The organism is Paenibacillus farraposensis, assembly GCF_020736845.1.
In the GTDB taxonomy this organism is placed as follows: Bacteria; Bacillota; Bacilli; order Paenibacillales; family Paenibacillaceae; genus Paenibacillus; species Paenibacillus farraposensis.
Genome location: NZ_JAFFQR010000112.1, coordinates 785805 through 798900 on the forward strand (window position 1 = coordinate 785805; position 13096 = coordinate 798900).

Sequence of the window (13096 nt, forward strand, 5' to 3'; positions counted from 1 at the left end):
TTACCCACTATCTCAAGGAGGCCATAACATGAAGAAAGCAATATTGACTGTAGCGTCCCTGGCTGTACTTTTGTCCGCAGGATCGATGGTATCTGCTGCTCCTCCAACAGAAAAGCAAGAGCACAAAATGCATCAGCATAAGGTTCACGCAAAACATGAGCACAAGCTGCACGCTAAGAGCAAGCATGAAAAAGCTCATAAGCTTCATGCACGTGAAGCTGCACCTGGCAAAATCATTAGTGGAAAAAGCATTCATGCGAAAAGCTTGAAAGCTAAAGCTACTAAATTGCCAAAAACCGGTTTTGGCGGCGCTAGTGAGCAAATGAATTAGGGAGGTAAAAAGGAGAGGGTTCACTTATAAACCCTCTCTGTTTTTTCTATGAATAATAAGTGGATTATTCGTATCATCGTGCTATTGGTTTTACTGTGTAGTGCGAGCTGTTCATCTTCAACTGAAGATCATCGCAGCTCCAATCCCGTCGAAGCTGGACCTGAAATTCAACAAACGAAAACGGTGAAGCCTGTACAGGTTAAAAATAAACCTTTTCGCGGGATCATCCCACATACCATTGATATTCCTGCGGTTCGTATTCATTCGATTGTAGAACCGGTAACTTACTTGGCAAATGGTCAAATGGGTGTTCCGGGTAACACAGATCGAGTAGGTTATTTATCTCCGGGGATATTGCCGGGGGCCGCTGGTAATTCAATTATGGACGGGCATGTTGATACATACACGGGCCCGGCTGTTTTTTATCCGCTTAAAAAACTGAAAAGGGGAGACTTTGTGTATGTAACTGGCAAGAACGGCTGCAAGCTTCAATTTGTGGTCGAGTCCGTAAAATTTTACCTAACCTCCGAAGCACCGGTTCAAACCATTTTCGGCCCTACAGATGAGCACCGTTTGAACTTGATTACCTGCGCAGGCCGCTACAGTCGAAGCAAAAAAGAGCATGAGGGAAGATTAGTAGTCTACACCAAATTAGCTCATATGAATTCAGCCTGTGAGCAACCTGCTGTTCAACACAAACATGAAATGCAAAAATAAAACAATCATTTTCAAGGAGAATGAGTGAATGTGCTTAGGAAAGGAAAATTGCAATTACTGTGCATGATCTTAATATTAATTCCCGTTTACAACTTCTCTTTATTTCGTGCACAAGCCGAGCCTGCTCAGCAAGATAATGTTACTCCATTTTTACAAGATTTGTTCGAGGACCGTACCCGGCTGTTGATGGATCAGGATAAAAGACATATCGAGAAACACTATTTGCCAAAGGATAAGCACAGCAACTACGCATACCTTCATGAAATCAACAGAGCTGAATATATTCAGGAATGGGCCAAGCAGCGAAAAATAAAATTATTGAATGCCGAAAGTTCAATTCGAATAGCCCGTGCTCAAGTATTGGGCGATACGGCAAAAGTGTCTCTCGTTCAGTCTTTAAAGCTGAGTTATGAGTATATCGACAGCTATCCAGGTCAGCATGATTTTGGAATTGGAACACGTCATGGCATTACGCTGAGAAAAAAGGATAAACGTTGGTATGTGGAACGGGAATGGTATTCAGATCCATTTGAGGAAAATCCAAAAAAAATCGAAAAAACCGATTCATTTTTTACTCCTCATAAAGATCCGGTAACACCAGAGAGGGTTGTCCATAAATATAACCGAGCCCGCGCCGTTGACTATGCTAACAAGTATGCAGGAACAACTTGGGGAGCAGGCAATCGTCAACGCTATAATCAAAAATATCTGGATTATAATTCCAAAGGGGGCGACTGCACCAACTTCGCCTCTCAAGTGATCGGAGATGCGAAGGAAGGCGGAGGACTGCCTATGAAATCAGGCTGGCATTACTTGTATGGCCGCGGTGGCAGCCAAGCCTGGGTTCAAACCGATGCCTTTAAACATTTTCTGATACGCTCCGGCTATGGCAAAATTATCGGACAAGGAAGCTTCTCCGATATCATCCAATCAGTCAATAAACGCCAGCAGGATCTTGACCAACCCCAACTACAGCCGGGTGATTTAATTGCTTACGTGTTAAAAGGAGATGTGGACCACTTCTCTGTAGTGGTTGGATTTGATCAAAGCGGTTATCCTTTAGTCAACTCCCATACTGCAGACCGTTACAGAGTTCCCTTTGACTTGGGATGGGATAAAACCACCAAGTATTTGTTAATTCATATACAAGATTAAGCATTATGACCTGTCACACTTGTTCATATCCCGGAGGATGCTGTCATAGGAATAATATGGACAGCTTCTAATGGGGTGAGGATGTTTTGAAATTACCTCTTTTATTAAAACAAACCATGGTCAGAGCTAATGCGATGATTGTCGTAAAAACCATTGGCTTGGTCGGAAAAGTATTCATGACGCGACTTGTTGGTGCAGAAGGGATGGGGCTTTATCAGCTAGCCTATTCCTTCTATAGCTTAATATTGATGATTATTTCGGGAGGATTGCCGACAGCTTTGGCAATGTTTACAGCTAAGCATGCGGCAAGAGGCTGGCGGCTGTTCAAAATCTTTTCGATATTCATGATTCTCGCGGGATTCGTATGCAGTCTTTTCACCTTTTGGTTCTCAAAGCCGATCGCCTATTTGCTTGCCTATCCGCAGCTTGATTTTGTGATTCGATGTCTCTCGCCTGCTATATTGGCAGTTCCCTTGTTAAGCCTGCTGCGCGGATATTTGCAAGGACTTGAAAACTACACCGTAATTGCCCTTTCGGAAATCATAGAGCAGACCGCCAGAATCGGTACTTTAATGTTGCTGGTGCCCATATTTATTCAAACCGGTATCGAATTTGCTGTAGGGGGAGCGGTGCTAGGAACCTTTACAGGCGCATTGTTATCCTTTGCTATGCTATCTGCTTTTTTGATGTACCATCGTTCCTCTGCAGCTTTATCACCCCCAGCAAACCGTGCAGATTTACCTTTGGTGGTACAGGCTTCACTTGCTATTGCACTTACACGCCTGCTGATGCCTGTTTCCGACTTTGTGGACGCCATCATCATTCCGCAGCGACTACAGGTTGCCGGGGTTTCGTCCAAAGAAGCAGCGGAGATGTTCGGTATTGTCACTGGCATTGCTCTTGTCGTCGCGTATATGCCTACCTTGATTACAGGCTCATTAACACATACGCTCACGATGAAAATAACGGCAGATTGGCAAAATAAGCAATATAACGTCTTTTACCAGAAAAGCCATTCTGCTATACAGATCGCGTGGGTATGGGGATTAGCCTCGGGTTTTTTCATTTTTGAATATGCCTCCGAAATCTCCTTGTTTATTTTTGGCATCCCTCATGCCGAGATGTCCATTAAATCGTTGGCAATGTTACCGTTACTCGTCGGATTGCGGGAAATCACAACAAGCATCTTATGGGCACAAAATCGGAAGAAAACTCCCTTTATTGGCCTTGGCACAGGAGTCCTTGTTAACTTCATTATTCTTTATTTCCTCGTTGCCGTTCCGGGGCTTGGATATGCTGGCATGTCTCTGGGAATCATTATGCTCGAATGGATCGCGATGTCCTGGAATTTCAAAGCCCTGCAGCTTTTCCAACGAATCAATTCCCGCATAATCATTATGCTGCTGGTGGACATTCTGGTTTTTGAAGCCATTCTTATTATGGGCACGCTGTGTTCCAGATCCTTATCCTTTTTGAATTGGCCGGAGACTGCCCGAATAATTGTCGGACTCCTTCTTTACTGTTTTTGGAGTGCCCTGTATTTCAAAATACGATTAAAGCGCGTTTTCGCAGACTAGGGAAGGCCTCTCATTAGCTATTTGCCATCATTCTTTTGTCGAGCTGCTCAAGGTATAAACGGCCATGCCTGCTCATGCTGGTTCCCTAAATTCTCATCTGGAGAACCTGCATGCGTCAAACGAAGCAACGTGCCATTTTCGCTCATATGCAGCTCAACGGTAAGCACTGTTTCATGTCCCCTGGTGCCTCTCTCCCCAATTACTGACTCTGGGCAAAGAAAAAGAGGCTGCTTAAAAGTTCAACGAACTCATGAGAGCCTCAAAAGGTTTTGGCATTTTCACATCTTGCCGTCCATGTTGTGCGGTTTGTATATTGGAGGATCGGCTTTTCAATACGGTTGAGGTGGGCACTCTTCCTCATTTCCAGTATTTCCACAGTACTTGTGAACGTGAGGAATTTTACCACTTACTGTGGTACATCCTTCAAAACGGTGGTAATGGCCACCTCTTGGCAAGGGAATGGCTGGTCCTGTTGTTCCTTTAATAAGGTGCTTATGTTGTTCGTTAAATGATGTTTCTGCATAATAATGATGAACATGCGGAACACCACTTGGAGCCGGCTTTGTTACTCCACAGTAATGGTGGCAGTGCCCTACATCAAATGATGTAGTCCCTTTAAAAGGATGCACGTGAACCTTACTAACTGGTTTACCGTCCCATGAAGTAATAAAAAGCCTATGCGAATGATCAGAGTCGGAATCACCGGAATGTACAACATAACCTGTTACTGGTATTTCCATCAGCAACCTCCTCTCTTCACCAACTGCTACATACTATGAAAGAGGTAGTGTAAATGTTCAGTCAATACATGATCCAGACGGAATATCGGCATATACCTAATTTTTGTAAAATAAGGCTTACTAAAGTTAGGCTGGTTCCTACTATAATGAAAATTTTCCATTCAAATGTACCTATGAAGCATGCCGGACACGATGATCTGGAAGCTACTACTTTTCAGTCTAATGTTTTAGAGGCCAGCCATTGCATCATCGTTGTTTTCTTTCCGTTCATCACCTTTGATACTTCGTTGTTATACACGTAAATCCAGGACCAGTGGCCATTGTATTCATACGGTAGGTCGGAATCATATAATCGTTAGACGGTACTATGGTGTCGGTTTTGGCAGCCACAAACCAGATCGGCATGTCCTTCAAATAATGACTATAAGCAGCAAGGATGGATGTGTTAGAGTACACTTATAAAATTACAAGAAGAAACGTAACAATTAATCAATTAGGTGTTGTAAAAACCTACTCGGCGACAGTCGCGAATATTAATGTTTATGATAAAAAAGGCCATTTGATAATTATGTACGCCATTACAGTAAAATAGATTGCCGCATTAAAAAGCTCTGCCGACCGATTAAGGTTAGCGGAGCTTTCCAATTTATCTAGAATATTCACTTACTTCAAACGTAAGAATACGATCAAACAGCATGTAATTCTTTCGGGTGCTGAATGGTCCTTTATTGTTGTCGTGCTTATTGATGGCATAGGAAGCTGATCCATTTCCGGCCTGCTTTCCCTCATACCAAGCGATGAAGTCGTTGACCTCTTTCAGGCTTAGGTCGAATTCTTTTTCAAGACCGGTTGTCATAGTGACTATCAATATGGCACGGTTTCCTGAAGGTTGCTCTCCTGCTTGTGGAGTTGCTGACGCTTCATTGGAGTATTCAGATTCCATACCATTCACCTTAGCACTCACAACAAAGTAGTATTTCGTTCCGTTGGTTAGCCCTGGAATAACGAAGTTGCCATAGGAATCTTTTGTTGCTGTTACTGTTTCGACGTATTTACCTGATTCTGTTCCGTATTTTACAGTATAGCTTTCTGCATTCTCAACTTGATCCCATTTTAAAGTAACCTGACTGTCTCCAGAAGTGGCTGTCAATTCTTGAGTTTGAAATTTTCCAAGAGTGATCTCGTTTATGGCAATCCATGTATCAGAAGATTGAGCAACAATCTTTATACCACTATACTTACCTGGTGTTACATCAAAAGAGGGTAAAATACACGCTTGATTAAGCTTCTGTTCAACTTTAACTTTTTTGGCACTACTAATGGGAACCCATGTTCCATTTACTTGACCATAAATTGTATAGTTAACATTAGATGGGTTGGGAGTTACCACAACAGCTAATTGGACGTTTTTGAGAGTAACCGGCGCCGGGAAAATTAATTGCAAATACTCTAAGTAACCGTTACTATTCCAATATGTTTTTAGATTATTATCAAATGCATATTCTCCTGACCTAGCATTGCTAATACTACTGACTTGTACAGTTGTTCCTTCAGGAGGTCTAACTCCTAGCATTCCATCAACAGTTCTATTTTCATTGCTGCATATACCATTGAACCACCGAATAAACATAATAAACTGAACATGATTACTGCTTTTATAATATTATCCTTCACATTATTTTCCTCCTAGTTTCAATTGAACAGATTTTAAAATTAAATATTCCTTATGATAGTCGCTTCTCAGATTTCCTCTTTACTTGCTCAAAATGTCAGCATCCTTTCCATCTCCCTTCTCATTCAGTTGATGCAGAAACTGCTTCAGCTCAAACGGTAAAGGCGCACCCATTGTACCCAGATTCTCAGCCAATAATAATCCTTTACGACCAGCATAAAAATAGATTGCTATCGTCCGGAAAATCGGTCCCCCTTGGTTGTAGTCAGTCGTCCACTTGTGTGGACAATCCCACGACCATCAGAACCGTAGCCTTACGGGTACCGCCCCAAATCACTACACCACTGTCCACCTTCTTATTTTTAATAGCTCCTGCAACACTAGAATATAATCTAACGCCATCAATATAAGCAGAACCTGCAGTGTTTTATCCCATCCGCCCAAAAATATAATTATCAGTCTGACAAGCGCAGCTCCCGACCATCACCATATTCAAAACTACAGAAAAATCAAAAAGGCCGGCACATTGGCCGACCTAATCACCGGGGCATTAGGACCTCGATGTATTCCTCATTTGATTTTCCATGATACAAATTTACCACAGCAAAAGTCCAGTGGCGGGTCATAAAGCGGTCATTTTCCGATCAAAAAACGTCCATTGTTATGGGAATGGATCATTGTATAGCTCCTCTTCCGTAACCTAGAAACCAATAAAAAGAAGATTCAGTGAGAACTTGGGCCTCTTTTTTTCTTTTTATAGGACAAAGTCTGATGCTTTTACGCTTGGTTTTCATATTATAGTTATTGTAAGCATGATTAAAAGGAAAAATAAAAATTCCCGTGTGAAAGGAGGAGTTCAACATATGAATCCCGAACTGCATTTATTTATCATCTGGGAACATGCAACATATTGCGCACAACAAATCATCGAAGACCTTAAAGTGAAATTCACAATAAAAAGAGTTTATCAAATATATTGGAACAATTCCAACTTCTCTAAAAATCTTTCAAGACTATACGGACAAAGTCTTCCACCCGGTTGTGAAAAGCAAATTCATTGTGGTATGGGACCTTTTATACTTGTTATTGTACAAGACGAAAATCCGGTTTATGCCATACGATCTACTTCAAAGGGAATGTGCAATGTCAACATTAACACTTTTGATGCTAAAAGCTTATACCGGACTTGGACTGGTGGAGGTCATCGAATCCATGGAACGAACACGCAGAATGAATGTGACCACGACCTAACTTTATTAGCTGTAATGCAAAAACGTTTTTATCTTATTTTCCGGGAAACTGGGATGGCGTGATTCATCCCTTGTATCAAGATCTTCTAGGAACGAATGGATGGCAAGACATTCAACAGCTTTTTACTGTATTAAACTGGACGACGGAATATGTCGTTTTGCGGAATTTCGAGTGTTTACCAAATCAGTATCATTTGGAACTCCATGGGGATATTGACCTGCTTGTCAAGGATGCTGTAGAGGTTTCGTTTATTACGAACGCAACAAAAGTATTTTTGGAAGAATATCGAGTTCATTATCAGATCAATATAGCTGGTAAAACGGTATTTTTTGATTTTCGTTATATTGGAGATAATTATTATTGCAATGATTGGGAAATGTCAATATTAAGGAATAAGGAATTATCCCATAAAGGCTTCTTTATACCGAATCAAGAAGATTATTTTTTTAGTCTTATTTATCATGCATTCATTCATAAACCAACGATTGCTCAAGACTATATTGAAAGGCTTATCGCTATGGCGAGTAAATTGAATATAGAACATTTTTCGTATCAAACCTTAACGAATAATAAGGAACTGAAACTTTTCTTGGATGCCTATATGAGTAAGAAGGGATACCACTATTCCGTTCCTAATGACTTATCCGTCTTTTTTAATAGTGCTGCTTTGGGAGGAGGATAACATTGGAACAAAATCAATTTATCTACTACCTTCAGAATCGTTATGGCTTTAGTCATCTTTCTGAATATTACCCCAAAAAATCTAGTATAGGTTTCCATTATTTTAATGGAATGGATGTATCAGGATCAAAGCCTATTTTCGTAAAAATGGATGGAACTCTAGGTCAAGCCTCCCAGCGTGAAGCGATCCTGCTCCAATTATTAAATTCATCAACTCAAACCAAGTATTTCCCCAATTGATTGCATTTGAGATGGAAGGTCCTTATCCCTTTGTTGCTATGGAGCTTTTACAGGGTATAACGTTGGAACAACTATTAATGCAGGGGCCAAGCTTAACCTACAATCAGAAATGGGAATTACTGAGGCAAATGCTTGAAATTTTAACGATCTTGCATAAAACAAATGTAATTCATCGAGATGTTAGACCCGGCAATATGTTAATTCAAATTGATGGAGTTGGTAATTCAGTAAAGTTATTTTTAATTGACTTTGCTTTTTCAGTGGGATTATGGCCGAACCATTTGCCAGATCTCCCCTATCTTCTTACACATCCACAATACTTAGTAGACTTAGGAGGGGCAAACTATAAGCCCGATCAACTCAAATGGGATGATGCGTATTCCTTTTATCGAAGCGCGCTAATGATTGATTCTAATTATGAGAATCTTTTTCCAGAGTTGTGGAATCAACTTTTTTCCTCTATAAATAAGATCATTTATTCTCATCAATAATTAACCACAGAGGATGTGAATGAAGAAAAGGAAATAAATAGGAGTAAAACTAACCCTGATAGTGTTGTTTATGATCCGTGACGGCAAGCCGTGAAGAACAAGAAAAAGATGAATAAAGAAGAAACCCCGCGTCTGTAAAGACCGGGGTTTCTCGACAATCTGAGGCTCTCTTCCGAGATCCTTTTAAAGGTTTTTAGCCTTTCATTTACATCATGCCGCCCATATTTTCCGAAGCTGTCGCACCTGATAAAATCGCTTTAGCTATAAACGATCAACGAAAAAACATTGCCGACCATAAGGCTAGCAGAGTTTTTTATGTGGAGCCTATTAAAAAAATAATCCTCTGAAGGTGAATCATTTTCTAATCTAACACGTTTGCAGTTGCAAATAGTTCAACATCCGATTTCAACACTTTATATGTACGGTTCATGTTGATCAACTCAATAATTCATTGGGTGAACGGTGTGGTAATTCCTTCAACGGAAAAGCTCTGCCGACCAATTAAAGGTTAGCAGAGCTTTTGTTATAATAACTCTTTTCACAAAATTAAACCCAAAATGCTTTAGTGATTATAACCAACAGGATAAAGAGCACCAATATTGCCGCTGTAGATGTCCACATACCGCCGCCGCATGAACCTGCACCTGCATATGCACCCATGGCTTTAACCTCCTTTATTTGTTGTACATTTTAATATATGTATAAATACGTTCTGTGATAGGGCATTCAGGTAAGAAAATAAAGGCTCACACGTAACACCTCCTTTATCTACTCCACAGGCTACGCGAGGTATTGTTTAGGAAATGGACTTCTAGGTAAACAAATTAGACTCACCCTAAAATTGAAACAGCGGCAGCCAGGGGGGGATAAAGACCCAGACTGCCACTATTTATTGAACTATCGTGTCCCGTTACTTTAACGATGTAATAGAACTGAAGCCAAATGCACTAGATCCAAACATTTATATAGGACAGATGTTTCAAGGTGTACCTGTAATTAAAGAATACCCACTTTTTTAGCCGCATCAGTACTGTTTCGTGCAAACGTGACAGGGTCCCCTACATTTTCCCAGTGAATATATTTGAAGCACACATTCTGGAATAGCCAGTGGTTGTGAATAGCAGTAACAATGATCCCATGTTTCCGGAGCTGCGATACAAAAGGATTAATCTCACGCTCTAGGATTACGGTTTCTCCCAAATTCAAAGTTCGCCCTCTGCTGTCTTTGGATTCAAAAGAAAGTAGGAATGGTATGGTCAAAGGTGATTTACTTCGGCGTCCTAAAATTCTTAAATTGAGGTTATTCCGCAGACGCTGCACCACACATGCCCCATTCACCACCATACCAGTGCCTCCGACGATTTTGGCCAAACGGTCACATAAAGATTTCTTAATCATTTTCATAATCATCCCCTTTCCTCTCCCATAATATGCCTAGAGAGGAGCTTTGAAAGGGCGAATGCCATATAAAATTGAAAATATTTATTAACAGCCGTTCCAGGAAAATGGAACCAGGGATTTCTTTAACTTAAGCAAACCATCTCAGAATATAGACCACACCAAATAAGCCTTAAACGCAAAAGCCTATGTATCATAGCGAGTCGCCAAGCGACGATAATTTTTGCAAATCGCATGGAAATCCTTTCAATGAAATATATTTCCTCGCAGATAAAACCCATAAGCGCAACAACTATTATGGCAGGAATCCAACAAGTATACGCCAAAAGAGAAGCGAATACTGTGGCTTTTGCCAAATAGCTTATGCGCTCATTGGGTTCAACTTTTTACCATCCTTGAGTGGAGTGGTATTATCCAACAATTCTTTTCACGAAATTAAATCCAACACGCTTTAGTAATTATGACTAACAGGATAAAGAGCACCAAAATTGCACCCGTCGATGTGAAAGGGCAAAAATGTTTGGCCTTATGCTCATGTCCACATTCACTCATATTAACTCCTCCTTTTTTTTAGATACGGTATAGAATATGTGTCTTTAAAGAAATTGGCAGGGCTAAACGTCAATTCGCAAAAAAACACCCTGCCAGCGTATGCCAGCAGGGTGCTACCGATACTTTCGGATTGCACAACGGTGCTTCCGTATGTGCTACTACCTCTATTAAATTATAATACCTATCTTGTTATAAGCACTCCTAATAAGACTTCATAAATAAAAGACACCACACGAACTTGAGTCAGTAAAGCGCCCCTATGGGTTTGGATTGCACAACGTACATCATGCCGCCCATCTTTGATTGATCCTCGCCGATAAACGCTTCTGAACTTACCTCTTATTTTATAGCATGTTTTGTTCCTATTCAGAAAATTCCATTCGCTTATATTTGTGGTTAAAACCAAGCAACTTGGGTTCTCACACAACTCAGTCTTTCCAACACTTATTCCACAATTGTGTACCAAGGTGCACAGAGTAGCAATGACGCCCTATCGAGCTTTAATATTCTCTATCGTTCCTCCATTTCCCATCGCATAATAACCTTCGGTTCCTGCCTCATCCTCAGATAATGACTATAAGCAACAAATACAAATTTATTGTCATGAATAAAACGAATCAAAAAGGGCGCCCGCTACCTCAAAGCGTTCATGCTTCAGAGCGACTGCACCCTCAATCCATTCTTGTTTGGTCGTTTATTCAAATTTTCGTTGAGATCTGCATCAATACTCAAAGGCTTTTGTACACTCATACAATTTCCTCCTTCATTGAAACATTCAGTTTTTTTACTGTGTATTATTATGGAGTGTATAATAATTAAAGTAGTATACTATAAAAAAGGAGAGCATTTAACAGTGAAAGAAACTTGTGTTCCCACAGGTATTAGCGTAAAAGCAACTGGCTTTGGTCATACATTATCCTTAATCGGTGGCAAATATAAGATGATCATTTTGTATTGGCTGTCTGAAAATAAAATAATGAGACATAACGAATTGAAACGAAGCATTGGTACTATTCCCTTTAAAACTTTAAGTATCATGCTGAAGGAACTTGAACAAGACGGTTTAATTGTTCGCAAAGAATATCCCCAGGTACCTCCTAAAGTTGAATATTCATTATCAGATCGCGGGCATTCACTAATTCCCATTCTAGACATGATGTGTGAATGGGGCGAACAAAACGCAGACCTTGATTTATGCACGACAGAAGAATGAATAATAATTTCAACAAAAATAAGGAAGCACCCTATACGGATGCCTCCTTATTTTTGTTATCTACATTTGATCGATGAAGTTTAAATAGTCTTGTGCACTTTTTTCAATTGTTTCAGCCGCGGGTTCAAATTCAGCACCGTATGAAGCAAAGAACGAACGGTAGTCTGCTTTACAATAAATAGCGGTTGTTTTGAAAGGTACTAAAATTTCCTCCAAGGTATGCTTGTATCTACCGTTCTCGCTGTAATCTTCACTTTTTATACCAGCTGATACAGCCAAAGCAATCTTACGATTTTTTAGTTTATCTCCTTTCGATCCGTAAGCCCATCCGTAAGTAAATACATCATCTAACCACTTTTTAAGGAGTGGAGGACAGTTAAACCAAAAAACAGGAAACTGCAAAACAAGTTTATCATGACTCTCAATCAATTTTTGTTCTCTTTCCACATCAATATTTCCATCCGGATAAACTTTAGATAACTCATGCACTGTATACTTCTCAGGTTGTTTTTTAAGTTCCTCAACCCATCTTTTATTAAAAACCGAAGTTTCAATGTTAGGATGTGTTACTATAATTAAAGTTCTCAAGACTTCTTCCTCCTAGAATATAATAATGTTCAGCTACATTCATTAGTATATTCGCCTTGTCGCTCTATTGTAAGTATGCACTTTTATTACATGTACTTACCTAAAGGTTAGTACTATGGATTGTCAACAGTAAATCAGACAGCTTTTTTAAGGGCCTCTTGGCGGTACTGAACAGGTGTCATGTATCCCAGTGTTCCGTGAATGCGATGCTTATTAAACCAGTTGACGTAATCATATAGTTCGATCTCCAAATGATGAAGGCTCTGAAATCCATCTGGTTTACGAACTCGGTTTTCATGACCTTGTAGGTGGCTTCCGCTACGGCATTGTCATAGGGGCAGCCTTTCATGCTCAGTGAAGGACCGATCTTAAAGGTTTCCAGAAGCCAAATGTAGTGCCACTGGTGCTGAACCTTACATGGGTCAGGTCGCTGACAACGAAGCGCCTGGTTTCGGTTTGGTCAAATTTACGATTCAGGATGTTGGCTGTA

The 13096-nt window shown here is 40.3% G+C and carries 15 protein-coding genes and 2 pseudogenes; 9 read left to right on the forward strand and 8 right to left on the reverse strand.

Annotation, left to right across the window (positions count from 1 at the left end):
• Nucleotides 1-28 precede the first annotated feature (28 nt).
• From JO375_RS22450 to JO375_RS22465, 4 genes are all read left to right on the forward strand, one after another.
• On the forward strand, nt 29-331 hold the full coding sequence (locus tag JO375_RS22450; protein ID WP_229526536.1) for a hypothetical protein: 303 nt from the start codon (nt 29-31) through the stop codon (nt 329-331).
• A 48-nt stretch (nt 332-379) separates the two neighbouring features.
• The gene (locus JO375_RS22455) at nt 380-1048 is read left to right on the forward strand and encodes a class F sortase (protein ID WP_229526537.1); all 669 of its coding nucleotides are present in this window, start codon (nt 380-382) and stop codon (nt 1046-1048) included.
• Between the two features lie 30 nt (nt 1049-1078).
• Nucleotides 1079-2203 (forward strand): amidase domain-containing protein, encoded by a 1125-nt coding sequence (locus JO375_RS22460; RefSeq protein ID WP_229526538.1) that lies wholly within the window; start codon nt 1079-1081, stop codon nt 2201-2203.
• Between the two features lie 116 nt (nt 2204-2319).
• A complete protein-coding gene (locus JO375_RS22465) occupies nt 2320-3780 on the forward strand; it encodes an oligosaccharide flippase family protein (RefSeq protein WP_229526539.1) in 1461 nt (486 codons plus the stop codon).
• 329 nt (nt 3781-4109) lie between these two features.
• Here the strand turns inward: JO375_RS22465 and JO375_RS22470 are convergent, their stop codons facing one another.
• The 4 genes and pseudogenes from JO375_RS22470 to JO375_RS24670 all read right to left on the reverse strand — a co-directional run bounded on the left by JO375_RS22470 (nt 4110) and on the right by JO375_RS24670 (nt 6438).
• Complete coding sequence (locus tag JO375_RS22470) at nt 4110-4520, reverse strand: YmaF family protein (protein WP_229526540.1); 411 nt, start codon at nt 4518-4520, stop codon at nt 4110-4112.
• A gap of 214 nt (nt 4521-4734) precedes the next feature.
• Nucleotides 4735-4934: pseudogene (locus JO375_RS24880) on the reverse strand (prolyl oligopeptidase family serine peptidase); the annotation flags it as partial.
• 232 nt (nt 4935-5166) lie between these two features.
• Nucleotides 5167-6150 carry a fibronectin type III domain-containing protein gene (locus JO375_RS22480; protein WP_229526542.1) on the reverse strand — a complete coding sequence of 328 codons (984 nt, stop codon included), beginning with the start codon at nt 6148-6150 and terminating at the stop codon, nt 5167-5169.
• Nucleotides 6151-6273: 123 nt separating this feature from the next.
• Nucleotides 6274-6438, reverse strand: coding sequence for a phage holin family protein (locus tag JO375_RS24670; protein WP_322098779.1), 165 nt, complete (start codon nt 6436-6438; stop codon nt 6274-6276).
• Nucleotides 6439-7055: 617 nt separating this feature from the next.
• On the opposite strand from JO375_RS24670, the gene JO375_RS22485 reads away from it, so the two are divergent.
• From JO375_RS22485 to JO375_RS22500, 4 genes are read left to right on the forward strand one after another with little or no spacing between them, the layout of a single operon-like run.
• Nucleotides 7056-7505, forward strand: a complete 450-nt coding sequence (locus JO375_RS22485) for a hypothetical protein (RefSeq protein ID WP_229526543.1) — start codon at nt 7056-7058, stop codon at nt 7503-7505.
• Nucleotides 7506-7513: 8 nt separating this feature from the next.
• Complete coding sequence (locus tag JO375_RS22490; protein WP_229526544.1) at nt 7514-8125, forward strand: hypothetical protein; 612 nt, start codon at nt 7514-7516, stop codon at nt 8123-8125.
• A 2-nt stretch (nt 8126-8127) separates the two neighbouring features.
• Entirely contained in the window at nt 8128-8364 is a 237-nt protein-coding gene (locus JO375_RS22495) for a hypothetical protein (protein WP_229526545.1), read from the forward strand.
• The gene (locus JO375_RS22500; RefSeq protein ID WP_229526546.1) at nt 8361-8855 is read left to right on the forward strand and encodes a protein kinase domain-containing protein; all 495 of its coding nucleotides are present in this window, start codon (nt 8361-8363) and stop codon (nt 8853-8855) included. Before JO375_RS22495 ends, JO375_RS22500 begins: the two co-directional genes overlap by 4 nt.
• 546 nt (nt 8856-9401) lie before the next feature.
• On the opposite strand, the gene JO375_RS22505 is transcribed toward JO375_RS22500, so the two are convergent.
• Both JO375_RS22505 and JO375_RS22510 read right to left on the reverse strand, forming a co-directional pair.
• Nucleotides 9402-9515 carry a YjcZ family sporulation protein gene (locus tag JO375_RS22505; RefSeq protein ID WP_229526547.1) on the reverse strand — a complete coding sequence of 38 codons (114 nt, stop codon included), beginning with the start codon at nt 9513-9515 and terminating at the stop codon, nt 9402-9404.
• 336 nt (nt 9516-9851) lie between these two features.
• A complete protein-coding gene (locus tag JO375_RS22510; protein WP_322098772.1) occupies nt 9852-10265 on the reverse strand; it encodes a DUF1259 domain-containing protein in 414 nt (137 codons plus the stop codon).
• 1393 nt (nt 10266-11658) lie between these two features.
• Between JO375_RS22510 and JO375_RS22520 the strand changes: the two genes are divergently transcribed.
• A complete protein-coding gene (locus tag JO375_RS22520) occupies nt 11659-12018 on the forward strand; it encodes a winged helix-turn-helix transcriptional regulator (protein WP_229526548.1) in 360 nt (119 codons plus the stop codon).
• A gap of 60 nt (nt 12019-12078) precedes the next feature.
• Here JO375_RS22520 and JO375_RS22525 read toward each other — a convergent pair whose 3' ends face one another.
• A complete protein-coding gene (locus JO375_RS22525) occupies nt 12079-12606 on the reverse strand; it encodes an NAD(P)H-dependent oxidoreductase (protein WP_229526549.1) in 528 nt (175 codons plus the stop codon).
• A gap of 134 nt (nt 12607-12740) precedes the next feature.
• Nucleotides 12741-13096, reverse strand: a pseudogene (locus tag JO375_RS22530) (IS3 family transposase); the annotation flags it as partial.